Genomic DNA, 23,378 nt, shown 5'->3' with positions numbered 1-23,378 from the left:
GTGATGTGCGCGGCGGCGGTGTGCGCAGGGGCGGCAGTCTGGCTGGTGGCCGGACAGGACCAGGGGCTGCGGCGGGCGCGGCTGCTGTTCGCGGGCGGTGCAGGGGTACCGGCGCCCTCCCGGTTGTCATGGGAGCGGCTGCTGGTGGGGGTGAGGCAGCGCCGGGAGTGGCTGTGTGTGCCGGCCACACTGGTGCTCGCCGTCCTGGCCGGATCCGTACTCCCGCTGATCGCCGGAGCGTTGGCCGTGCCCCTCGTGCGGCGCCGGTTGCAGGCCGGGGAGCGCAGGAAGGAGGCGGAGCGGCGCGCAGCAGGGGTCATCGCGCTGTGCGCGGCGGTGGTGGGCGAGCTGCGGGCCGGGCTGCAGCCGGGCCAGGCGCTGCTGCCCGCGGTCCGATCGACACCGGTGCTGGGCGGTGCGGAGGCCGCCGTCCTGGCGGCGGCCCGGTTCGGAGGAGATGTGCCGCAGGCGTTGCGGGAGGCGGCACGGCAGCCGGGGGCGGACGGGCTGGCGGGAGTCGCGGCCTGCTGGCGGGTGGCGGTGGACGGTGGCGCGGGGCTGGCAGCCGGGCTCGACCGGCTGGAGGCGGCCCTGCGGGCTGAGCAGGATCAACGGGAGGACCTGCGTGCCCAGTTGGCCGGAGCCTGGTCGACCATCGTGCTCCTGGCGCTGCTCCCGGTGGCCGGCCTGGCGATGGGGGCGGCGCTCGGCGCCGATCCCTTGACGGTGCTCTTCCACACTCCGGCCGGCATCGCGTGCCTGGTGATCGGCGGACTGCTGGAGGCGGCGGGTCTGTGCTGGGCAGCGCGGATCGTACGGGCCGGGGAGGAGGCGTGACGGGGGAAATCGTCCACAGGCTGGGGATCGCGGTGTCGGTGCTGTCAGCGGCGATCTGCCTCGCCTCCGTGATGACCGCGCGGCGACGCGAACGCCGGTTGCGCAAGAGGGTGGAAGCACTGCTGTCGGCGCAGCGCGCGACCCGGCGCGGATGGCGGCCGGAGTACAGGAAGTGGGCCAGGCGCTGGGCAGGACCCGCAGGTGCCGCGATCACAGGGTTCTTTCTGGTCGGCGGGGTGATCGGCGCATCGGTGGGGGTCGCCGGGGCGTACGGGGTGTGGCACTGGCAGCGACGCCGCGAGCGGACCGCCGGTGCAGCGGCCGGTACGGGGACGGACGCAGGTGCGCGGGATGCGGGTGCGTCACGTCAACTGCCGCTCGCCGCAGATCTGCTGGCCGCCTGCATCTCGGCCGGAGCCGGTCCGCGCGAGGCGGCGGAGGCTGTCGGGGAGTCGCTGGGCGGCCCGGTGGGGGAGAGGCTGGAGCGGGCGGCTGCGGAGCTGCGCCTCGGTGGCGAACCGGCCCAGGCCTGGGGGTGGTTCGGCCGGATACCGGGTGCCGGGCCCTTGGCCCGCTGTCTGGAGCGGGCCGAATCCACGGGCGCACCCGCGGCGGAGCCCGTGGCGCGGCTGGCGGAGCGCTTCCGGGCGGACCGGGCTCGGGCGGTGGCCGCCCGCGGCCGGAAGGCCCAGGTGCTGATCACCGCGCCCGTGGGGCTGTGCTTCCTGCCCGCCTTCCTGGCGGTCGGGGTGGCGCCCGTGGTGATCGGCCTGGCGGGCGGGCTGCTGCAGGACCACTGAGCAACTGACCAATGAACATTCGACAGTTGGAGACCAGCATGTGGAACGCAATGCGAACGCACCTGCACCGACTCGCGCGCAGGCTGCGTACGGACAGGGGGATGACGACTTCCGAGTACGCCATGGGGACGATCGCGGCCTGTGCTTTCGCGGCCGTCCTGTACAAGATCGTCACCAGTGAGACTGTCTCGGGCGCGCTCGAGTCGGTGATCGGCAAGGCGCTCAATGCACAGTTCTGACGCCCGCGACAAAGGGTCCGTGACGGCGGAGGCGGCCGTGGCGGTGCCGGCCCTGGTGCTGTTCGCCATGGCGCTGATCTGGGCGCTGACGGCCGTGTGTGCACAGATCCAGTGCGTGGACGCGGCGCGGGCCGGAGCTCGTGCGGCCGCACGGTCCGAGCCGGAGGCGGCGGCCGTCGCCGCCGCCCGGTCCGCGGCCCCGAGCGGGGCGAGGGTCAGTCTGGCGAGGGCCGAGGACCTGTGGCGGGTGCGTGTCGAGGCGGACACTCCGGGGCCGGGCGCTCTGGACATGACGCTCAGCGCCGAGGCGGTTGCGCCTGCCGAGGACGCCGTGCCCGAGGACGCCGTGCCCGAGGACGCCGGGGCTCGGGACACCGTCGCCGCGGGCACCTCGCGACGGGGGTCCGTGGGGGCGGCGCCGTGAACCGGGACCGGGGCTCGGCCACGGTGTGGGTGGCCATGGCGGCCACGACCTTGTGCGTGGTTTTCGCAGTCGTGCTGGCCATGGGGCAGGCCGTGGTCGCCCGGCATCGCGCGGGAGCCGCCGCGGACCTGGCGGCGCTGGCCGCGGCCGACCACGCGCTGCACGGCGCGGCGATGGCGTGCGGGAAGGCAGCGGCACTGGCCAGGGCCCAGAGCGCGGAGGTGGTGCGCTGCGCCGTGGCGGGCGAGATCGCCGATGTGACGGCGCGGACCCGCTTCGGCCCGTACGCACCGGCGGTCAGGTCTCGGGCGGGCCCGCCCGCCCTGGCCGACCAGGGCGGGAGCGAGGGCGCCGCCGGCACGGCGTCCCGCCGCCCGCCCGGGAGTGCTGCCGCTAGGGAGTCCGGTCCGGCGGGAGATCCGCCGGCCCGGTCGCGGGCGCAGGGGTCGCGGAGCCGTCAGGGGCGGCCGGGTCCGTGGGCGCCTCAGGCTTCTGCTCCGGGGCTCCCCGGAGCAGCTCCGTGAGCAGCCGGACCGCACCTCGTTTGTGCAGGGGGTCATTGCCGTTGCCGCACTTGGGGGACTGCACGCAGGACGGGCAGCCCGCCTCGCACTCGCAGGACGCAATCGCCTCGCGGGTGGCGGCCAGCCATTCGCGAGCCGTATGGAAGGCGCGTTCCGAGAAGCCCGCGCCACCCGGATGGCCGTCGTAGACGAAGACCGTCGGCAGCAGTGTGTCGGGGTGCAGCGGGACAGAGACCCCGCCGATGTCCCAGCGGTCGCAGGTGGCGAACAGCGGCAGCATGCCGATGGAGGCGTGCTCGGCAGCGTGCAGGGCGCCGCCCAGCTGCTCCGGATTGATCCGGGCGGCGTCCAACTGGTCCTCGGTGACCGTCCACCACACGGCCCGGGTGCGCAGCGTGCGCGGCGGCAGGTCGAGCTTGGACTCGCCGAGCACCTCGCCGGTGATCAGCTTGCGGCGCAGGAAGGAGACGACCTGGTTGGTGACTTCGACGGAGCCGTAGCAAAGGCGCCCGTCGCCCCATGGGATCTCGATGTCGGTCTCGAGCACGGAGATGGAGGTGGTGTCGCGGGCGGTGGTGGAGTACGGCGGGCTGGCCTCCTCGACCAAGGCGGCCGAATCCTCCAGGTCCAGGCGGATCACCAGGTACGTACGGCCCTGGTGGAGGTGTACGGCGCCGTCGTGGACGGCGGTGTGGGCGGCCGACTCGTCGACCGTACCGAGGAGCCTTCCGGTGGCGGCCTCGACGATCTGGACCGGGCGGCCGCCGGCGCCACGGATGTCGGTCAGATCGGCGGCCCGTTCCCGGCGGGTCCAGTGCCAGCCGGAGGCGCGCCGGCGCAGCAGCTTCGCGGCTTCGAGCTGGGGCATCAGGCCGGCGGCGGCAGGGCCGAAGAGCTCCAGGTCGGGCTCCGTGAGCGGGAGTTCGGCGGCTGCGGCACACAGATGGGGGGCAAGGACGTAGGGATTGTCCGGGTCGAGCACGGTGGACTCCACCGGCTGCTGGAACAGCGCCTCTGGGTGGTGGACGAGGAAGGTGTCCAGCGGGTCGTCACGGGCCACCAGGATGGCCAGGGCGCCCTGGCCCGAGCGTCCTGCCCGGCCTGCCTGCTGCCACAGGGAGGCCCGGGTTCCGGGGTAGCCGGCGATGACGACGGCATCCAGACCGGACACGTCCACGCCGAGTTCGAGTGCAGTGGTGGCGGCCAGGCCGAGAAGCTCGCCGGAGTGCAGGGCCCTTTCCAGGGCGCGGCGCTCCTCGGGAAGGTAGCCGCCGCGGTAGGCGGCGACGCGCTGGGGCAGGGAGCGGTCGACCTCTGCCAGCCGCTCCTTGGTGATCACGGAGATGAGCTCGGCGCCGCGCCGGGAGCGTACGAACGCCACGGTGCGCACGCCCTGCACGGTCAGGTCGGTGAGCAGGTCGGCGGTCTCGGCCGTCGCGGTACGGCGGACCGGTGCACCCTTCTCACCGTGCAGTTCGGTGAGCGGCGGCTCCCATAGGGCGAAGACGAGTTCGCCGCGGGGTGAGGCGTCGTCGGCGACCTCCTGGACGGGCAGACCGGTGAGCCTGCCCGCCGCCCGGGAGGGTTCCGCGGCGGTGGCAGAGGCGAGCAGGAAGACGGGGCTCGCGCCGTAGCGGGCACACACGCGGCGCAGGCGGCGCAGCACTTGGGCGACATGGGAGCCGAAGACGCCCCGGTAGGTGTGGCACTCGTCGATGACGACATAGCGCAGTGAGCGCAGGAAGGAGGACCAGCGGGGGTGGGAAGGAAGTATCCCGCGGTGCAGCATGTCCGGGTTGGTGAGGACGTAGGTGGCGTACTGGCGCACCCATTCGCGTTCCTCGACCGGCGTGTCGCCGTCGTAGACGGCGGGGCGGATGCGGTTGCCGAGGGGGGCGGCGAGTTCCTTGACGGCGCGGCACTGATCGGCGGCGAGGGCCTTGGTCGGAGCGAGATACAGGGCGGTGGCTCCCCGGCCGTTGGCTGCCTCGGACCCGTCGAGGAGGGTGCTGAGGACAGGGGCGAGATAGGCCAGGGACTTGCCGGAAGCGGTGCCGGTGGCGATCACGACCGACTCGCCGTCCAGGGCGTGCTCGGCTGCGGCGGCCTGGTGGGCCCACGGGTGCTCGACGCCGGCCTGCTGGATGGCGCTGATCACTTCGGAGCGGATGCGGTCGGGCCAGACGGCATGCCTGCCCGGTCGCGGGGGCAAGTGCTCCGTATGAGTGATGCGCGCAGCCCGGTTCCCTCCCGCGGCGAGCCGGTCGAGGACCGTACCGGGGGAGGGTCGTGTCGTCCCGCTCTCGGGAGGTCGACTGGGACGGTGATTCTTGGCCATCGGCACCGAGTGTGTCACTGGCATGACGGACAATGGTCCCAAGGCGTCGTGCATGGCTGCTGGTAAGTGATTGAATGCCATTGCGGCTGGCGATCGTCCTCCGGCTCCGTCGGGGAGACCTGAAGGGCGGCCGCCCGATAGCAAGGTGCTGGAGGATCCGTGGACCTGTCCCTGTCGACTCGCAATGTGTCCGGCCCTGGTGGCGACCGTACGGTTGTCGAGGTTGGTGGCGAGATTGATGTGTATACCGCGCCCAAGCTGCGCGAGCAGTTGGTCGAGTTGGTGAACGACGGCAGCTACCACCTGGTTGTCGACATGGAGGGCGTGGATTTCCTCGACTCCACCGGTCTCGGCGTGCTTGTGGGTGGCCTCAAGCGCGTCCGCGCGCACGAAGGCTCGCTGCGCCTGGTCTGCAACCAGGAGCGCATTCTCAAGATCTTCCGGATCACGGGCCTGACCAAGGTGTTCCCCATCCACACCACGGTCGACGAAGCCGTCGCCGCGACCGACTGACGTCGGCCGGAGACTGCCGGAAGCAGGAAGGGGGACCGGGCATCCAGCCCGGGCCCCGGATATGCACGCTCGTACGTCCGAGGGGGATCTTGCATGGCCACCGTTGAGCTCCGCTTCAGCGCCCAGCCCGAGCATGTCAGGACGGCCCGTCTTGTGGCCGCTGCTGTGGCTCGCCGGGCCGGGGTCGACGAGGCGGTGCTGGACGAGGTCCGGCTCGCGGTGGGCGAGGCATGCAGCCGCGCGGTGGGGCTGCATCGCAGTCATGGCATCACCGCCCCCGTGCGGGTCGTGCTGTCCGAGGAGGAGAAGGTCTTCTCCATCGAGGTCGGCGACGAGGTCCCGAGCGCGGTGGGCGGTGCCGCTGACGTCCCTGGCGTGCGGGCCACCGCGGTGGAGGAGGACTCGGACGGTGAGGGCGAGGATCACATGGGCCTCGCTGTCATCAGCGGCCTCGTCGACGACGTGGAGGTCTCGACGTCCGACGACGGTGGAGTGATCCGGATGAGCTGGCCCGCGACACCGGGTGCCGCGATGTCCTGACGGTGGCCGTCCGTGCCCGGGTGGCGACGCGCTGGACACGACTGCCCCGTGCCTGGGCCGGGCCTCCTGACCCCGTGACGCCCCTTTCGGCCCCAGGCCCGGACCGAGGCCTGCCCCCTGTCCGCGGCTGCTGTGGTGTGGGCTGTGTGGCCCTCCGAGCCCCCGCCTCGCCCCCTGTGCCGCCCTGTCCGGGGCCGTGGCGCTTGATGGGCCCGACTTCTGTTGGACCTCTCGGTCTGACGCCCCTGATGGGCGAGCCCCCGTCCCCTCGTGCCGCGTGGGCGTCGTGCATCAGGTTGATCCGCGCTCTCCAACCGGCGAGGTGCCGCATCGCCCGTATCGCACTAACGGCCCTCCCCTGCTCGGTGGGCCGGACCGGTCGGGCATCAGCATGTCCCCGTGTGCGCCGTGTCGCGCGTGCCGTCGGTCCGCAGCGTCCCGGTGGCACCGACGGTCCCTGCGCCGCTACGCATCCGCGGCGACCGGCCTGACCCTGCCCCGAGGCGGCCCGACCGATGCCGCGACACGCCGGAGCGGCCGGCCCGTCCCTGGCCCCGAGACGCCCCTCGCCACCGCCTCCACGGGCCCACGACGACCGGCGTCCTTCGGACGTTCGGCCGTGGCCTCACCCATCCGGCCGATCGGGGGCCCGGTGTTCCGTTGTCGCCCGACCGGCCTATTGATCTTTTGATTATTCAGTCATTCCGCAGCGGTCGGCGGGTCGCTGAGCAGGACCTCTGTCGCATTTCCTAGATCGTCGATCAAGCGTCAATGCTTTTGCCCCATTACCGCTTTCGGGGGGAGTTTCGAGGCGCGATCATTTGCTGAGTAGCAAGTCAAGGTCAATTACATTTACCGCGCCCTGTTTTGATCAGGTTCCGCTCCCTACAATCCGTCCACATCTTGAGCTCTGAACGTCAAGGAGGACGAATGGCGGGGCTCTTCAACCCAGAGCTGATCGATCACCCCACTTCTCTCGCTGCCGCGGTACTCACGGACGACAACCGTTTGATCGTGTTTGTCATCGCGGCCGTCGCGCTGGCGGCGCTGGTCGTCGCCCAGCTGCTGGTGCGCCAGGTGCTGGCCGCCGGCGAGGGCACGGATTCCATGAAGAAGATCGCGGCGGCGGTCCAGGAAGGCGCGAATGCCTATCTGGCACGGCAGTTGCGCACGCTCGGCGTCTTCGCCGTCGTGGTGTTCTTCCTGCTGTTGCTGCTTCCGGCCGACAACTGGTCGCAGCGGGCAGGACGTTCGGTGTTCTTCCTGGTGGGCGCTCTCTTCTCGGCGGCCACCGGATACATCGGCATGCGTCTTGCCGTAAGAAGCAATGTGCGTGTGGCCGCGGCCGCGCGTGAAGCGACACCGGCGGAGGGAGAGCCGGAAAAGGATCTGACGGCCGTCGCACACAAGGCCATGAAGATCGCTTTCCGAACGGGAGGCGTGGTCGGCATGTTCACGGTGGGCCTCGGCCTGCTCGGTGCCTCCTGTGTGGTTCTTGTCTACGCGGCCGACGCCCCCAAGGTGCTCGAGGGCTTCGGCCTCGGCGCCGCGCTTATTGCCATGTTCATGCGTGTCGGCGGCGGCATCTTCACCAAGGCGGCCGACGTCGGCGCCGACCTCGTCGGAAAGGTGGAACAGGGCATCCCCGAGGACGACCCGCGCAACGCCGCGACCATCGCCGACAACGTCGGCGACAACGTGGGTGACTGCGCGGGTATGGCCGCCGACCTCTTCGAGTCGTACGCCGTGACCCTGGTCGCGGCGCTCATCCTCGGCACGGCGGCCTTCGGTGATGCCGGACTCGCCTTCCCGCTGATCGTCCCGGCGATCGGCGTGGTCACCGCGATGATCGGTATCTTCGCGGTCGCCCCGCGGCGCGCCGACCGCAGCGGAATGACGGCCATCAACCGCGGATTCTTCATCTCCGCGGCGATCTCGCTCGCCCTGGTCGCGCTCGCCGCGTTCATGTATCTGCCGTCCTCGTACGCCGAGTTGGACGGTGTCTCCGATGCCGCGGTCCGGGCACACGACGGAGACCCGCGCATTCTCGCGCTTGTCGCCGTCGCCATCGGCATCGTGCTGGCCGCGCTGATCCAGCAGCTGACCGGGTACTTCACCGAGACCAACCGGCGTCCTGTCCGCGACATCGGCAAATCCTCGCTGACCGGACCCGCGACCGTCGTGCTCGCAGGTATCTCCATCGGCCTCGAATCCGCCGTCTACACCGCGCTGTTGATCGGTCTCGCTGTCTACGGCGCGTTCCTGCTCGGCGGTACGTCGATCATTCTGGCGCTCTTCGCGGTGGCGCTGGCCGGTACCGGCCTGCTCACCACTGTCGGTGTCATCGTCGCCATGGACACCTTCGGCCCGGTCTCCGACAACGCCCAGGGCATCGCGGAGATGTCCGGCGACGTCACGGGTGCCGGCGCCCAGGTCCTCACCGACCTGGACGCGGTCGGCAACACCACCAAGGCCATCACCAAGGGCATCGCCATCGCCACCGCCGTTCTCGCGGCCGCGGCTCTCTTCGGCTCGTACCGCGACGCCATCGCGACCGCGGCCCGGGAAGTCGGCGAGAAGGTCGGCGACGGCGCACCGATGAACCTGGTGATGGACATCTCCCAGCCCAACAACCTGGTGGGACTGATCCTCGGCGCCGCGGTCGTCTTCCTCTTCTCCGGGCTCGCCATCAACGCGGTGTCCCGCTCCGCGGGCGCGGTGGTCTACGAGGTGCGGCGGCAGTTCCGCGAGCACCCCGGGATCATGGACTACACCGAGAAGCCGGAGTACGGGCGCGTCGTCGACATCTGCACCAAGGACGCCCTGCGCGAACTGACCACACCCGGTCTGCTCGCCGTACTGACCCCGATCGCGATCGGCTTCTCGCTCGGTGTCGGGGCGCTCGGCTCGTTCCTCGCCGGCGCGATCGGCACCGGCACACTCATGGCCGTCTTCCTCGCCAACTCCGGTGGCGCGTGGGACAACGCCAAGAAGCTGGTCGAGGACGGTCACCACGGCGGCAAGGGAAGCGAGGCGCACGCCGCGACGGTCATCGGTGACACGGTGGGTGACCCGTTCAAGGACACCGCGGGTCCTGCCATCAACCCTCTGCTGAAGGTGATGAACCTCGTGGCGCTGCTGATCGCCCCCGCGGTCGTCCAGTTCAGCTACGGGGACGACGCCAGCGCGGGCGTACGGGCGGTGGTCGCGGTTGCTGCGATCCTGATCATCGTCGGCTCCGTGTACATCTCCAAGCGGCGCGGTATCGCAGTGGGTGACGAAGGCAACTCCGCGGAGCGGAACGCCAAGTCGCCGGATCCTGCGGTGGTTTCCTGACGTCGGTTCAAAGGGCGGGCGGGCAGCGCGGATCGACGCGTCTGCCTGCCCGCTCACCCGTTCGGGTGAGGCTTGTCTCCCTTGGTGCAAATGGCTTCAATAGCCCATGCACCGGACGTACTGCATACGGCTGTCGCCCGCTTGGCGTGTATCTTCCGGGGCCGAGAGCCTTGGAAGGGACCGATCCGGTGAACAAGAAGCTTGCAGCCGCACTGTCCGGCGGTGCGGTACTGGTACTGGCGCTGTCCGGCTGCACGGGCGACGGCGACAACAAGGTGGATGCCTGGGCCAAGACGTTCTGCGACCAGGCCCAGCCGCAGTTCCAGAAGAGGGCCGCGGCCCAGCAGTCCATCGCCGCGACGGCCGCCGACGGCAAGCCGGCCGACATCCAGGCCGCCGACTCCAAGGCATTCCAGGACTTCGCCCAAGTGGGCAAGGCGCTCGCGGCGGCGGCCAGGGACGCAGGCGCGCCTCCGATCGAGAACGGTGAGCAGCTCCAGCAGGACGTGGCCAAGGAGTTCGACGCGGCGGCCAAGGCGTATCTCGAGCTGAAGAAGAAGGTCGACGCCCTCGACGCCAAGGACCAGCAGAAGTTCGCCGACGGTCTGGCGGAGGTCGCGGACGGTCTGAAGAGGATCGGCCGCATGGACACCGCCGCGCTGGACAAGCTGACGAAGAGCGAGGTCGGCCAGGCCGTGGCACAACAGCCGGGCTGCAAGAGCGTCAAGACGTCCAGCCCCGCAGCGGGCGCCTCCTCCGCCCCGTCGCCGGGCAAGACCGAGGCCGCCCCGTCCCCCTCGGCATCCCGGTCCGGGAAGGCTTCCGCGAAGGCGTCACCCAAGGCGTCCGCCAAGTCGTAACCAGCGCACCGGCAGGCGCACACCACGAGCAGACCGCACGGCCCGGGCCCGGGCCTGAGTGCCGGGCCCGGGCCGTGCGGCGTTCGTCAGTGGCTGCGGCCACAATGGGCGGGTGAGTACGACCAGACTTCCCGCGCCCGACCACTCGCCCCAACTCCGCGAAGCTCTGCTCGCCGCCGCATTCACCGCCGACGGGCTGCTCGATCTGCTCGGCGCTCCCGCCTATGCCGCGCTGGCCCGCAGCGAGACCGTGCCCGCCCTGCGCGCCACCCGCGGAGACAGCGCCGTGGAGACGCTCGTACGGCTGTTTCTCCTCCAGCGCCCCGTTCCGTACGAGCGCGCGCGGGCGGCGCTGCCGCTGGAGGTGTGTCTCGCCGAAGGCTGGACGGTGCGGGACGGTGACGAGATCCGGGCCACCGTGGACGTCCGGCCGTACGGCGGCCCGGAAGGCCAGGACTGGTTCATCGTGTCCGACCTCGGCTGCGCGGTCGGTGGCGCGGGCGGCGCGAGCGGTCAGGGAGAAGGGGTCGTCCTCGGGGTCGGCGGTGCCTCCACCACGCTCGCCGGCATCACCGTGCGTACGCCCGTGACCGCCGCGCTCGACCTGGGCACCGGTTCCGGCATCCAGGCGCTCCATGCCACTCAGCATGCGACGCGGGTGACGGCCACCGATCTCAACCCGCGCGCGCTGGACTTCACCCGGCTCACGCTCGCGCTCTCCGGCGCGCAGCCGGCCGATCTGCGCGAGGGCTCGCTCTTCGAGCCGGTCGGGGACGACACGTACGACCTGATCGTGTCGAACCCGCCCTTCGTGATCTCTCCCGGTGCCCGGCTGACCTACCGGGACGGCGGGATGGGCGGGGACGATCTGTGCCGCACGCTGGTTCAGCAGGCAGGCGCGAGGCTGAACGACGGTGGGTATGCGCAGTTCCTGGCCAACTGGCAGCACATGGCGGGGGAGGACTGGCAGGAGCGGCTGCGCTCGTGGGTGCCGCGTGGCTGTGACGCATGGATCGTGCAGCGCGAGGTGCAGGACGTGACGCAGTACGCCGAGCTGTGGCTGCGCGACAGCGGGGACCACCGCGCCGACCCCGCGCAGTACGCGGCGCGGTACGACGCATGGCTGGACGAGTTCGAGCGGCGCGAGACCAAGGCGGTCGGCTTCGGGTGGATCACGCTGCGCAAGTCAGGCTCCGATCACCCGTCGATCGTCGCCGAAGAGTGGCCGCATCCCGTCGAGCAGCCGCTCGGGCCGAGCGTGCGCGCGCACTTCGACCGGCAGGACTATCTGCGCACGCATGACGACGCGGACCTGCTCGCCGGGCGCTTCCGGCTCGCCCCGGAGGTCGTTCAGGAGCAGGTCGGGCTGCCGGGCGCGGAGGACCCCGAGCATGTGGTCCTGCGGCAGAACCGCGGTATGCGCCGCGCCACCAAGGTCGACACGGTCGCGGCCGGGTTCGCGGGGGTGTGCGACGGGACGCTGACCGCCGGGCGGATTCTCGACGCGATCGCCCAGTTGATCGACGAGGATCCGGTGCTGCTGCGTGACCGTACGCCGCAGGCGCTACGACTGTTGGTGGAGGAGGGGTTCCTGGAACCGGCCGCTCCATGAGGGGATTCCGGCCAATGTTCGGTTTCTGGCCGCTTCGCCCGTCTGCTTCCCGGTGACTGAACGCCCGGTAGTGGTCACCGCCTGCGACCGGGTGGGTGAACCCGCAGGGCGTTCACCCCGAATTCGCGCCGATGACGCGCGGAGGTGCCAGCCTCACTCCGGGCGGACCGTCGGCACCAGGGAAGGACCGGTACGGGCATGGAGAGCGGGCCAGCGATCTTCGCCGGGACAGCATTCACGCTGTTCGGAGCCGGGCTGCTGCTGTGGACGGGTGCGCGCCTGAAGCACCGCGCGCCGGTCGCGCACGGAGTGAGTCCTGCCACCGCCGTCGCCTTCGCGGCTCTGTTCGGAGCGCTCTTCCTTGCTCTCGGGGTGTGGTGCTTCGGCCGCCTCTGACGTGGGCGCCAGGGAGGCGACGTGCCGGTCCGGGCGGCAGGAATGGCTTGACTCGGGTTACCGTTCGAGTGGCCGTTGCGGGCTTTTGCCGTTTGACACGGGGGCGGGTTGTACCGTCACACTCCGCAGCGACAGCAGCGCCACAGCAGCGCCGTACGCCGTGCCGTACTGCCGTGAGCGCCCACCAGCGTCGACCGGAGAGAAGAGCGAAGTTGTCCCCGACCAGCGAGACCGCACAGGGCGGCCGCCGACTCGTGATCGTCGAGTCGCCTGCCAAGGCGAAGACGATCAAGGGCTATCTCGGCCCCGGCTATGTCGTCGAGGCGAGCGTCGGGCACATCCGCGACCTGCCGAACGGCGCCGCCGAGGTGCCGGAGAAGTACACCGGTGAGGTGCGCCGCCTCGGCGTCGACGTCGAGCGCGACTTCCAGCCCATCTATGTCGTCAACGCCGACAAGAAGGCGCAGGTCAGGAAGCTCAAGGAGCAGCTCGCCGAATCCGACGAGCTCTACCTCGCCACCGATGAGGACCGCGAGGGTGAGGCCATCGCGTGGCACCTCCTCGAGGTTCTCAAGCCCAAGGTGCCCGTCCACCGCATGGTCTTCCACGAGATCACCAAGGACGCGATCCGCGAGGCTGTCGCCAACCCGCGCGAGCTCAACCAGCGCATGGTGGACGCCCAGGAGACCCGCCGAATCCTCGACCGTCTCTACGGCTACGAGGTCTCGCCCGTCCTGTGGAAGAAGGTCATGCCGCGGCTGTCCGCCGGGCGTGTCCAGTCCGTGGCGACCCGGCTCGTCGTCGAGCGTGAGCGCGAGCGCATCGCCTTCCGCTCCGCCGAGTACTGGGACCTGACCGGCACCTTCGCGACCGGCCGGGCCGGCGACGTGTCCGACCCCTCCACCCTCACCGCCCGCCTGAACACGGTCGACGGGCAGCGCGTCGCCCAGGGCCGCGACTTCGGCCCGGACGGCCGGCTCAAGTCCGGCCAGGTGCTCCACCTCGACGAGGCGAACGCCCGCTCCCTGGCCGCCGCGCTCGCCGATGCGTCGTTCGCCGTGCGCTCGGTCGAGTCCAAGCCGTACCGCCGTTCTCCGTACGCCCCCTTCCGTACGACGACGCTGCAGCAGGAGGCTTCCCGGAAGCTCGGCTTCGGGGCCAAGGCCACCATGCAGGTCGCGCAGAAGCTGTACGAGAACGGCTTCATCACCTATATGCGTACGGACTCCACGACGCTCTCCGGCACCGCCGTCTCGGCGGCGCGGGCGCAGGTGACCCAGCTGTACGGAGCCGACTATCTGCCCGAGAAGCCCCGTGTCTACGCCGGCAAGGTCAAGAACGCGCAGGAGGCGCACGAGGCGATCCGCCCCTCGGGTGATCGTTTCCGCACGCCCGCCGAGACCGGCCTGACCGGCGACCAGTTCAGGCTGTACGAGCTGATCTGGAAGCGGACCGTCGCCTCCCAGATGAAGGACGCGGTCGGCAACAGCGTCACCGTCCGCATCGGTGGCCGGGCGACCGACGGCCGCGACGCCGAGTTCACCGCGTCCGGCAAGACGATCACCTTCCACGGCTTCATGAAGGCCTACGTCGAAGGCGCCGACGACCCCAACGCCGAGCTCGACGACCGCGAGCGGCGCCTGCCGCAGGTCACCGAGGGCGACGCGCTGTCCGCCGAGGAGATCTCCGCCGACGGGCACGCCACCAAGCCGCCCGCCCGCTACACCGAGGCCTCGCTGGTCAAGGAGCTGGAAGAGCGCGAGATCGGCCGCCCGTCGACCTACGCCTCGATCATCGGCACCATCCTCGACCGCGGCTATGTCTTCAAGAAGGGCACGGCACTCGTCCCGTCCTTCCTGTCCTTCGCCGTGGTCAACCTGCTGGAGAAGCACTTCGGCCGGCTGGTCGACTACAGCTTCACCGCCAAGATGGAGGACGACCTCGACCGCATCGCCCGCGGTGAGGCGCAGGCCGTGCCGTGGCTGAAGCGCTTCTACTTCGGCGAGGGTGACGCGGCCGGTGCCGCCTCCGAGGCGGGCAACGGTGACGGCGACCACCTCGGCGGCCTCAAGGAGCTGGTGACCGACCTCGGCGCGATCGACGCCCGGGAGATCTCCAGCTTCCCGGTGGGCAGCGGGATCGTGCTGCGTGTCGGCCGCTACGGCCCGTACATCGAGCGCGGCGAGAAGGACGCGGAAGGCCACCAGCGCGCAGACGTCCCCGCCGACCTGGCGCCGGACGAGCTCACCGTGGAGTTCGCGGAAGAGCTGCTGGCCAAGCCGAGCGGCGACTTCGAGCTGGGCACCGACCCGGTCAGCGGCAACCAGATCGTTGCGAAGGACGGGCGCTACGGCCCGTACGTCACGGAGATCCTGCCCGAGGGCACCCCGAAGACCGGCAAGAACGCGGTCAAGCCGCGCACCGCCTCGCTCTTCAAGAACATGACGCCGGACACGGTCACGCTCCAGGACGCGCTGAAGCTGATGTCCCTGCCGCGGGTGGTCGGCACCGACGCGGAAGGCGTCGAGATCACCGCGCAGAACGGCCGCTACGGCCCGTATCTGAAGAAGGGCACGGACTCGCGCTCGCTGGAGACCGAGGACCAGCTCTTCACCATCACGCTGGACGAGGCCCTGGCGATCTACGCGCAGCCGAAGCAGCGGGGCCGGGCAGCCGCCAAGCCGCCGCTGAAGGAGCTGGGCACCGACCCGGTCAGCGAGCGCCCTGTGGTCGTCAAGGACGGCCGCTTCGGCCCGTACGTCACCGACGGCGAGACGAACGCGACCCTGCGGACCGGCGACAGCGTCGAGGACATCACGCCGGAGCGCGGTTACGAGCTGCTGGCCGAGAAGCGCGCCAAGGGGCCCGCCAAGAAGACGGCGAAGAAGGCTCCGGCGAAGAAGACGGCGGCCAAGAAGACCGCTGCGAAGAAGACCACCACGGCCAAGAAGACGGCTGCGAAGAAGACGACCACGGCCAAGACGGCGTCCGCGAAGACCACGGCCGCCGCTGCCAAGAAGACGGCCGCGTCCGCGAAGGCGTCGACGGAGGAGTAGGGCACGCCGGTCTGCCCGCGGATGCCCGGGAGAGGGGATGTTTCCCGCTCTTTGCCCAAAGCGCCCGCGGGCGGCGCCCGTATGTTCGGACAGGCCTCCGGGGAGCGAGCGGCTCCGGATAGGCTGGGCGGATGACGCGAGCCGAGCAGCCAGCCGAGCAGCAGGCGGTCATGGGTACCGCTTCAGAGACTGCTTCAGACTCCGATGCCCTTGCCGCAGACTCACGTGAACGTGCCGTTCGCGCCCTGCTGCGCCACCCGCCGCTGAGGCGGTTGTGGAACGCCCAGGCGGTCGGCGGTGTCGGCGACGCACTCGCCGTGCTTGTGCTCCTGCTGCTGTCGCTCCAGGCGGCGGTGGCGGCGGGCTCGTTCGGCGACGGCTACCGTGGGGCGGCGTTCGCCGTGGCGGCCGTCTTCGGCGCACGGGTGCTGGCGACGCTGTTGTTCGGAGCCGTACTGCTCGGCCCGATGACCACGCTGACGGCACCGAACGGGCCGCTCGACCGGCGCTGGACCATGATCGGCGCGGACGGTGTGCGGCTGGTCCTTCTCGTCGTCGCGCCCCTGTGGATCGACTGGATGCCCGACAAGGCGCTGGCGATGCTGCTGGTCACCGTCTTCGTCACGGGCGTCGCCGAGCGTTTTTGGACCGTGGCCCGCGAAGGCGCGGCCCCGGCGCTGCTGCCCGCGCCGCCGCCGGAGGGCGCTGCGGTACGGCCGCTCCCGGACCACCTCGGCGCGCTGCGCCGGCTGTGGCTGCGCACCAGCTTCGCCGTGATCCCGGTCGCCGCCGTGGCGCTGCTGGTCGCCACCCTGGTCGGTGAAGCGCTCGGCTCGGGCATCGCGTGGTTCTCGGTGCATCAGGCGGCCCTCGGGTCGTATCTCGCGGCCGGTCTGTTCGCCGCGTCCGTGTCGACGCTGTACTTCCTGGAGCTGCCGGGCGGACAGACGCCCCGGCCGCGTTCGCCGCTCGAAGGGCTGCGCCGGCCCGCCACCGGGAACGGCCTGGACAAGGGGCGCACCGGCGCCATACCTCTGTTCGTCATCGCCTGCGCCGCCGTCACCGGCGCGATCGCGTCCGCCGCCGCGGTCGCGGTGCTCCATGTCGTGGACCTCGGCGCCGGCCCCGCGGCCTTCGCCCTGCTGATCCTCGCGCTGATCGGCGGCACCGGGCTCGGTATCCGCAGCGGCAGGTCCGTGCTGCCGACGCTCTCCCGGCGCCGGCTGCTCCCTCTCGCCGTTGCCGTCACCGGTATCGCGCTGCTGGCGATGGGGCTGGTGCCGGACACCGCCACCGTCCTGTTCCTCGCGGCGCTCGCGGGTCTCAGCGCCGGGGTCGCCGCGAACACCGGGCACATCCTCATCGACCAGGAGACCGAGGACTTCCGGCGACCTCGGATCACCGACCACCTCCAGGCGGTCGTACGCGTGGCCATCGCGCTCGCCGCCCTCGCCGCACCGCTGCTGTCCGCGGCGATCGGACCGCACCGGCTGGCCTCCGGCGACTTCGTCTTCGCCCACGGCGGCGCCGCGTTCACGCTGATGCTCGTCGGCGCGCTGCTGCTGCCCGTCGCGGTGATCGTCCTCGCGAAGACGGACGACCGGGCGGGTGTGCCGCTGCGCCGCGACCTCGGCGACGCCCTGCGGCGCGGCGCCGACCCGGAGCAGGCGCCCGCGACGAACGGTTTCTTCATCGCCCTCGAAGGCGGCGACGGCGCCGGCAAGTCCACCCAGGTCGAACTGCTCGCCGAGTGGATCCGCGCCAAGGGCCACGAGGTGGTCGTCACCCGCGAGCCGGGCGCGACGCCGGTCGGCAAGCGGCTGCGCTCGATCCTGCTCGACGTCTCGTCCGCCGGACTGTCCAACCGCGCCGAGGCGCTGCTGTACGCCGCCGACCGCGCCGAGCACGTCGACTCGCTGGTCCGCCCGGCCCTGGAGCGCGGCGCGATCGTCATCTCCGACCGTTACATCGACTCCTCGGTCGCCTACCAGGGTGCGGGCCGTGATCTGTCACCGACCGAGATCGCCCGTATCTCGCGGTGGGCGACGGACGGACTCGTACCGAACCTGACCGTGCTGCTCGACGTCTCTCCCGAAACCGCGCGCGAGCGCTTCACCGAGGCGCCGGACCGGCTCGAGTCCGAGCCTGTGGAGTTCCACCAGCGGGTACGCGCCGGGTTCCTGACGCTGGCCGCGGGTGACCCCGGCCGCTATCTGGTCGTCGACGCCGGCCAGGAGCCGGAGGCGGTCGCCACCGTCGTACGGCACCGGCTCGACCAGCTGCTGCCCCTGTCCGAGGCCGAGATCACGGCCCGGGAAGAGGCGCGCAAGGCCGCCGAGGAGGAGGCCCGCCGCAAGGCCGAGGAAGAGGCCGCGCGCAAGGCGGAGGAGGAGCGCCTGGAGCGCGAGCGCCAGGAGCAACTGGCCAAGCTGCGTGCCGAGGAGGAGGAGCGCAAGCGCCGCGAGCTGGAGGAGGCCCGGCAGCGCGAGGCCGAACGGCAGGCGGAGGAGGCCAGGCGGCGGGCGGAGGAGGCGCGCCTGCGCGCCGACGAGGAACGCCGCTGGCGCGAGGCCGAGGAGAAGGCCCGCCGTGAGGAAGAAGACCGCCGCCGCAGGCAGGCGGAGGAGGAGGCCCGGCTGCGGGCCGAGGCGGAGGAGCGCCGCCTGGAGAAGCAGCGCAAGGCGGAGGAGGCGCTGCTGAGGGCGGAGGAGGCGCGCAGGGCCGCCGAGGCGGCGTCTGCGGCGACCCCCGCGTCCGCAACAGAGATCACGGTTCCGACGCCGGTCGTCACGCCGGACGAGGTGACCCAGGAGGTGCCGGCGCCGAGTGTCGCCGAGACGACGGTGCTCCCCAAGGTCCCGGACGAGGCCGAGACGACCGTGCTCCCGCCGGTCCGGGACTCCGGGGCACCCGCCGCGGCCGACGAGACCGCGGTCCTGCCGCCGGTCCGGGACGCCGCCGCGCCCGGCGACAACCCTGCGGACCGGGTTCCGCCGGGGATCTTCCGGGACGAGCCCCCGAACGACAGCACCCGCGAGCTCCCCCAGGTCGCCCCGGACACCGGCCGCCCGCGTCGCCGCTCGGACTGGGCGGAGGAAACCCCTCTGGACGACCTTCCCACCCTGGCGGACGAACTCCTTGGACCGCGCACGGACGGCGACGAGGACGACCGTAGGGGCCGCCGCCGCTGACGTCCCTGCGGGGCGCTGCTGAACGCGGTCGCTGTTCCCCGGCCCCGCCCTGCCGTCAGGGCGGGGCCGCTGGTGTCTTGTCGCCCGGGGCGGCCGGACGTCCTGACGGGGTCCAGGCCGTCGACGCTTCGGATGCCCGGTAGCGGCGGTGCGTTGTCGACGGCATGCCCGGGAACTCCTCCTGCACTGCGAAGCAGGCGTATCGCGAAGTGCGGGCCCCGCCCCTCCCCGCCAAAGGAGTTCCGGGGCAGGGTGGGAGAGAAGCCCCCGAACCCGCCCGCCCGGCACAGGACTGTCGGTCCCCTCCCCCACAATGGGAGACCGCAGTACGGAAGGGCGGTGACGGCACATGGCCGTATGGGACGACATGGTCGGCCAGGAGCGTGTCCAGGCGCAGCTCTCCGCCGCAGCGCGCGATGCCGATGCCCGCGTCACGGCGGAGGCCCAGGACGGCACCCCGGAGTCCGCCGCCACCGCGTCGAAGATGACGCACGCCTGGCTGTTCACCGGGCCGCCCGGCTCCGGCCGCGCCACCGCCGCTCGTGCGTTCGCCGCCGCGCTGCAGTGCACCAGCCCGGACCGGGCCCTCGGCGGCGTCCCCGGCTGCGGGTTCTGCGACAGCTGCCACACGACCCTCGTCGGCACGCACGCCGACGTCCAGGTGATCCGTACGGACCTGCTCTCCATCGGCGTCGGACAGACCCGTGACCTCGTGCGCCGGGCCCAGCTCTCGCCGGCCGGCGGCCGCTGGCAGGTGATCATCATGGAGGACGCGGACCGTCTCACCGAAGGCGCGGGCAACGTCCTGCTGAAGGCGGTCGAGGAGCCCGCGCCCCGCACGGTCTGGCTCCTGTGCGCGCCGTCCCTGGAGGACGTGCTGCCCACCATCCGTTCCCGTTGTCGCCACCTCACCCTGCGTACGCCCTCGGTCGCCGCTGTCGCCGATGTGCTGATGCGGCGCGACGGCATCGAGCCCGGCGTCGCCGCCTCGGTGGCCCGTGCCACCCAGGGGCACATCGGCCGTGCCCGCAGGCTTGCGACCGACGAGCGGGCCCGCGCCCGCCGTGCCGCCGTCCTGAAGATGCCGCTGCGCGTCGACGACATCGGCGGCTGCCTCAAGGCCGCCCAGGAGCTGATCGACGCCGCAGCCGAGGACGCCAACCAGGTCGCGGAGGAGATCGACGTCAAGGAGACCGAGGACCTCAAGGCGGCGCTCGGGGCGTCGGCCGGCGGGCGGATGCCGCGCGGGACGGCCGGCGCGATGAAGGAACTCGAGGACAAGCAGAAGCGTCGCAAGACGCGTACGCAGCGGGACAGCCTCGATCTTGCTCTCAGCGACCTGACCGGGTTCTACCGCGATGTGCTGGCCCTCCAGCTGGGATCCACCGTCGAGCTCGCCAACAATGACGTACGGGAGTCCCTCGACCGCATCGCCCGCGCCTCCACCCCGGAGAGCACGCTGCGCCGGATAGAAGCCGTGGTCGAGTGCCGGCAGGCGCTGGAGAGCAATGTGGCGCAGCTGCTCGCGGTCGAGGCCATGACGATGGCGCTGCGCGCGGGCTGACGGCCTGCGCCGACGGCACTCGGGCGATTGACAGGATCACCCGTACGATGACAAATGGGCATTGGCGCCCCGCTGCCGTTACGCTCCGGGAGATGGACACCAGGCGCCTGTTGCGCACCACTGCCATCACGCTGGCCACGGTCGGCCTGCTCGCCTCCGGCTGCACGGGAGAAAGCTCGTCGCCCCAGGTCTCCGGAGGATCCTCCGGAGCGTCCGCTCCCCCTGCCGGCGCGTCCCCCGCGCTCGAGCCGTACTACACGCAGAAGCTGAAGTGGCGGGCGTGCGGTGTCCCCGGCTTCGAGTGCGCCACGATGAAGGCTCCGCTGGACTACGCCGACCCGACGGGCGAGACCATCGATCTGGCGGTGGCCCGCAAGAAGGCCACGGGCCCCGGCAAGCGCCTCGGCTCGCTCCTCGTCAACCCGGGCGGCCCCGGCGGTTCTGCCATCGGCTATCTCCAGGCGTACGCGGGCATCGGCTACCCCGCCCCGGTCCGCGCCCAGTACGACATGGTGGCCATCGACCCGCGCGGTGTCGCCCGCAGCGAACCGGTGGAATGCCTCACCGGCAAGGAGATGGACACCTACACGCAGACCGACCAGACCCCCGATGACACTGCCGAGCAGAAGCGTCTGGCGGCGGCGTACAAGAAGTTCGCTGCGGGCTGCAAGAAGCGTTCCGGCAAGGTTCTGCCCCATGTCTCGACCGTCGAGGCCGCCCGTGACATGGACGTCCTGCGTGCCGTGCTGGGCGACGAGAAGCTGTCGTACGTGGGGGCTTCGTACGGCACCTTCCTCGGCGCGACCTACGCCGAGCTGTTCCCGGACCGGGCAGGCCGCCTCGTCCTCGACGGCGCGATGGACCCGGCCCTCGCGGCGCGCGAGGTGAACCGCGACCAGACCGCCGGCTTCGAGACCGCGTTCCGCTCCTTCGCCGCCGACTGCATCAAGCAGCCGGACTGTCCGCTGGGCAACAAGTCGGTCGCGGACGCCTCCACCCGCCTCAAGGACTTCTTCAAGAAGCTTGACGAGAAGCCCGTACCGGCGGGCGGAGGCCGCGTGCTCGGGGAGTCGCTGGCCACCACGGGGGTGTTCACGGCGATGTACGACGAGTCCCTCTGGCCGCAGCTGCGCGAGGCCCTGAACAGTGCCCAGGCGGGGGACGGTGCGCCGCTGCTCGCGATGGCCGACACCTACTTCGAACGTGAATCCGACGGCTCGTACGCGAACCTGATGTACGCCAATGCGGCCGTGAACTGCCTGGACCTCCCGCCGGCCTTCACCGCCCCCGACGGCGTGCAGTCCGCGGTGAAGGAGTTCGAGAAGGCTTCCCCGGTGTTCGGCCGGAGCTTCGCCTGGGCCTCCCTGAATTGTGGCTACTGGCCCGTCCCGGCCACCGGCAAGGCCCACCGCATCGAGGCGAAGGGCGCCGATCCGATTGTGGTCGTCGGCACCACCCGGGACCCGGCCACCCCGTACAAGTGGGCGCAGAGCCTGGCGGAGCAACTGTCGTCAGGGACGCTGCTGACGTACGACGGCGACGGCCACACGGCGTACGGCCGCGGCAGCGACTGCATCGACACGGCGATCAACACATTCCTCCTGGAGGGCAAGCCCCCGGCGGACGGCAAGCGCTGCTGACGGCCTGATCGGGTGCCCCGGGGAGGTGGTGCGGGGCACCCGGAAGAACCCTGTAGACTTGGCGCCGCTGCTGGTGAGAGCGTGTCCTCGCGAGGACCTTCTGTCTGCAGCGTGCCGCCTTAGCTCAGTTGGCCAGAGCAACGCACTCGTAATGCGTAGGTCTCGGGTTCGAATCCCGAAGGCGGCTCAAGGAAGCCCAGGTCAGGGCCTAAAGGGCCCTCCACGGAGATCGTGGAGGGCCTTTTCTGTGTCCAGATGGGAACATCCTGGGAACGGCGATTCTCTGATAAGTCTTCTATGTCTGGATTTTTGCTAGTTGAGGACGGGCCGAGGGTAGCCTGACGCCGAGTGGGCTACCGACACCGGGTGTGGCCAGCCGTGAACATGGCTGCGCATGCGTGGTGCTGTGGCGGACGGATGTAGCAGCCTCGAAACCGGCGCTACAGGCAGCCGTCACGGCCGGTACAGCGGTTGTCGGTGAGATTGGCCTTGGGGAGGCCACCGGTCACGCCGGCGGCGGCGGCGCCTTGGCGCTACCGGGTGAGGAGGGCGCTTACGGTCTTGCCGCCGGCCGTGTGGCGGGTCACCGCGGTGGCGCGGGCGAGGCGGTTGACCATGGGCCAGCCGAAGCCTCCGGTGCCGCCGTTCAGGTCGGGGGTGCGCATGCGCGGGGCCTGCGGACTGGGGTCGTGCACGGCCACCTCGATGCTGTCCGGGTGCGCGGTCAGGTCCAGGGTGCAGGTGCCGCCGCCGTGGCGCAGGGCGTTGGTGACGAGCTCCGAGACGACCAGGACCACGGTGTCGGCAGCCTCGGCTGCGATCGGATGGTCGAGACCTTCGAGGAAATCCCGGGCGCTCTCGCGTGCGCCGGCGACGGATGTCGCGGAGCGGACGGTTGCGACGTTGACGCTCATCGTGTCTATCAGGTCACCCTGGTCTCTGTCGTCAATGCCCGGTCCAGTCTGCCCGGGCTTGTGCCCCGGCTGGCGGCCCGTTAACCGTCGGCAGTGACGGCCTTGCGCCTGCTCTCGTCGCTGTTCGAGGTCGATTGCCTCACCGCCGAACACGCGGAAATCTATGTTGGCCGGAGTAGACATTGGGCGGTGGCGTGGTTATGGTTTCTCTCGTAGCCGAGATCAACGGGGCCTGGCAGAGACGAACTGCCGGGCAGCAGTACACGCAGTTGCAGTGCGCAGGACGGTGCGGTGGTGGAGTTGCGAAGCCAGGGTTGTTGCAGGACGGCGACGGGACTGACGACCGGACCGGGTGGCCCGCAGTGATCAGGGGCCGCCGTGAGCAAGACCGCAGTTAACGCAAGTGCAGTACCAGTAAGTGCAGTTCGCAGTACCCAGCAGTGAAGTCAGTGAGCAGCACCTCGGTGAAGGCGTCGGCTGCGGGCGCGCGCACCGGGAGGTTCGGCAGTGGGGTTCTAAGCCAGAGCAGACGCAGGACGGGCGACGGGGCTGGCTGCCGAAGAGTGGCGCTGTCGCAGGCCACTGAGCAGTTCG

Annotated in this window: 16 protein-coding genes, 1 tRNA gene and 1 pseudogene; 16 read left to right on the top strand and 2 right to left on the bottom strand. The window is 71.1% G+C overall.

What is annotated here, in order from left to right; translation table 11 throughout:
- The first annotated feature begins 3 nt into the window (after positions 1–3).
- The 5 genes and pseudogenes from ABZ208_RS32510 to ABZ208_RS32490 form a co-directional block, all read left to right on the top strand.
- Positions 4–837 (top strand): type II secretion system F family protein, encoded by an 834-nt coding sequence (locus ABZ208_RS32510; RefSeq protein WP_356913059.1) that lies wholly within the window; start codon positions 4–6, stop codon positions 835–837.
- On the top strand, positions 834–1,637 hold the full coding sequence (locus ABZ208_RS32505; protein ID WP_356913037.1) for a type II secretion system F family protein: 804 nt from the start codon (positions 834–836) through the stop codon (positions 1,635–1,637). Before ABZ208_RS32510 ends, ABZ208_RS32505 begins: the two co-directional genes overlap by 4 nt.
- A 38-nt stretch (positions 1,638–1,675) precedes the next feature.
- The gene (locus ABZ208_RS32500; RefSeq protein ID WP_356913036.1) at positions 1,676–1,876 is read left to right on the top strand and encodes a DUF4244 domain-containing protein; all 201 of its coding nucleotides are present in this window, start codon (positions 1,676–1,678) and stop codon (positions 1,874–1,876) included.
- Positions 1,863–2,300, top strand: a complete 438-nt coding sequence (locus ABZ208_RS32495) for a TadE family type IV pilus minor pilin (RefSeq protein ID WP_356913035.1) — start codon at positions 1,863–1,865, stop codon at positions 2,298–2,300. Before ABZ208_RS32500 ends, ABZ208_RS32495 begins: the two co-directional genes overlap by 14 nt.
- Positions 2,297–2,620 (top strand): annotated as a pseudogene (locus ABZ208_RS32490) (Rv3654c family TadE-like protein); the annotation flags it as partial. The gene ABZ208_RS32495 and the pseudogene ABZ208_RS32490, both read left to right, overlap by 4 nt.
- A 73-nt stretch (positions 2,621–2,693) precedes the next feature.
- Here the strand turns inward: ABZ208_RS32490 and ABZ208_RS32485 are convergent.
- Positions 2,694–5,243, bottom strand: a complete 2,550-nt coding sequence (locus tag ABZ208_RS32485) for a DEAD/DEAH box helicase (RefSeq protein WP_356913034.1) — start codon at positions 5,241–5,243, stop codon at positions 2,694–2,696.
- Positions 5,244–5,321: 78 nt separating this feature from the next.
- Here ABZ208_RS32485 and ABZ208_RS32480 point away from each other — a divergent pair, with 78 nt between their 5' ends.
- The 11 genes from ABZ208_RS32480 to ABZ208_RS32430 all read left to right on the top strand — a co-directional run bounded on the left by ABZ208_RS32480 (position 5,322) and on the right by ABZ208_RS32430 (position 22,057).
- The gene (locus tag ABZ208_RS32480) at positions 5,322–5,675 is read left to right on the top strand and encodes an STAS domain-containing protein (RefSeq protein WP_003967428.1); all 354 of its coding nucleotides are present in this window, start codon (positions 5,322–5,324) and stop codon (positions 5,673–5,675) included.
- A gap of 93 nt (positions 5,676–5,768) precedes the next feature.
- Positions 5,769–6,215 (top strand): ATP-binding protein, encoded by a 447-nt coding sequence (locus ABZ208_RS32475; protein WP_356913033.1) that lies wholly within the window; start codon positions 5,769–5,771, stop codon positions 6,213–6,215.
- A 930-nt stretch (positions 6,216–7,145) separates the two neighbouring features.
- Positions 7,146–9,551 carry a sodium-translocating pyrophosphatase gene (locus ABZ208_RS32470; protein ID WP_356913032.1) on the top strand — a complete coding sequence of 802 codons (2,406 nt, stop codon included), beginning with the start codon at positions 7,146–7,148 and terminating at the stop codon, positions 9,549–9,551.
- 188 nt (positions 9,552–9,739) lie between these two features.
- Positions 9,740–10,411, top strand: coding sequence for a small secreted protein (locus tag ABZ208_RS32465; RefSeq protein WP_356913031.1), 672 nt, complete (start codon positions 9,740–9,742; stop codon positions 10,409–10,411).
- Positions 10,412–10,523: 112 nt separating this feature from the next.
- Positions 10,524–12,023, top strand: a complete 1,500-nt coding sequence (locus ABZ208_RS32460; protein ID WP_356913030.1) for a class I SAM-dependent methyltransferase — start codon at positions 10,524–10,526, stop codon at positions 12,021–12,023.
- A 198-nt stretch (positions 12,024–12,221) separates the two neighbouring features.
- Positions 12,222–12,419: a hypothetical protein gene (locus tag ABZ208_RS32455; protein ID WP_356913029.1), complete on the top strand. Its 198-nt coding sequence runs from the start codon at positions 12,222–12,224 to the stop codon at positions 12,417–12,419.
- Positions 12,420–12,631: 212 nt separating this feature from the next.
- Positions 12,632–15,475, top strand: a complete 2,844-nt coding sequence (topA, locus tag ABZ208_RS32450; RefSeq protein WP_356913028.1) for a type I DNA topoisomerase — start codon at positions 12,632–12,634, stop codon at positions 15,473–15,475.
- Between the two features lie 131 nt (positions 15,476–15,606).
- Positions 15,607–18,666: a dTMP kinase gene (gene tmk / locus ABZ208_RS32445; protein ID WP_356913027.1), complete on the top strand. Its 3,060-nt coding sequence runs from the start codon at positions 15,607–15,609 to the stop codon at positions 18,664–18,666.
- Positions 18,667–19,015: 349 nt separating this feature from the next.
- Positions 19,016–20,230 (top strand): DNA polymerase III subunit delta', encoded by a 1,215-nt coding sequence (locus tag ABZ208_RS32440; RefSeq protein ID WP_356913026.1) that lies wholly within the window; start codon positions 19,016–19,018, stop codon positions 20,228–20,230.
- A gap of 92 nt (positions 20,231–20,322) precedes the next feature.
- Positions 20,323–21,870 carry an alpha/beta hydrolase gene (locus ABZ208_RS32435; protein WP_356913025.1) on the top strand — a complete coding sequence of 516 codons (1,548 nt, stop codon included), beginning with the start codon at positions 20,323–20,325 and terminating at the stop codon, positions 21,868–21,870.
- Between the two features lie 113 nt (positions 21,871–21,983).
- Positions 21,984–22,057 (top strand) — tRNA-Thr (locus tag ABZ208_RS32430).
- Between the two features lie 346 nt (positions 22,058–22,403).
- Here ABZ208_RS32430 and ABZ208_RS32425 read toward each other — a convergent pair.
- On the bottom strand, positions 22,404–22,793 hold the full coding sequence (locus ABZ208_RS32425; protein ID WP_356913058.1) for an ATP-binding protein: 390 nt from the start codon (positions 22,791–22,793) through the stop codon (positions 22,404–22,406).
- Positions 22,794–23,378 lie beyond the last annotated feature (585 nt).

The sequence above is a fragment of the Streptomyces sp. NPDC006208 genome, assembly GCF_040613775.1.
Lineage (GTDB): Bacteria > Actinomycetota > Actinomycetes > Streptomycetales > Streptomycetaceae > Streptomyces.
The sequence above is the reverse complement of the archived record's forward strand: the minus strand, read 5'-3'. Positions and strand labels throughout refer to the sequence as shown.

What these genes read in the sequence shown, in the direction of transcription:
- ABZ208_RS32510 (WP_356913059.1), top strand. Translation starts at nt 4, where the DNA reads ATGTGCGCGGCGGCGGTGTGCGCAGGGGCGGCAGTCTGGCTGGTGGCC.
- ABZ208_RS32500 (WP_356913036.1), top strand. Translation starts at nt 1,676, where the DNA reads ATGTGGAACGCAATGCGAACGCACCTGCACCGACTCGCGCGCAGGCTG.
- ABZ208_RS32495 (WP_356913035.1), top strand. Translation starts at nt 1,863, where the DNA reads ATGCACAGTTCTGACGCCCGCGACAAAGGGTCCGTGACGGCGGAGGCG.
- ABZ208_RS32485 (WP_356913034.1), bottom strand. Translation starts at nt 5,243, where the DNA reads ATGGCATTCAATCACTTACCAGCAGCCATGCACGACGCCTTGGGACCA.
- ABZ208_RS32475 (WP_356913033.1), top strand. Translation starts at nt 5,769, where the DNA reads ATGGCCACCGTTGAGCTCCGCTTCAGCGCCCAGCCCGAGCATGTCAGG.
- ABZ208_RS32470 (WP_356913032.1), top strand. Translation starts at nt 7,146, where the DNA reads ATGGCGGGGCTCTTCAACCCAGAGCTGATCGATCACCCCACTTCTCTC.
- ABZ208_RS32455 (WP_356913029.1), top strand. Translation starts at nt 12,222, where the DNA reads ATGGAGAGCGGGCCAGCGATCTTCGCCGGGACAGCATTCACGCTGTTC.
- tmk (WP_356913027.1), top strand. Translation starts at nt 15,607, where the DNA reads ATGACGCGAGCCGAGCAGCCAGCCGAGCAGCAGGCGGTCATGGGTACC.
- ABZ208_RS32440 (WP_356913026.1), top strand. Translation starts at nt 19,016, where the DNA reads ATGGCCGTATGGGACGACATGGTCGGCCAGGAGCGTGTCCAGGCGCAG.
- ABZ208_RS32435 (WP_356913025.1), top strand. Translation starts at nt 20,323, where the DNA reads ATGGACACCAGGCGCCTGTTGCGCACCACTGCCATCACGCTGGCCACG.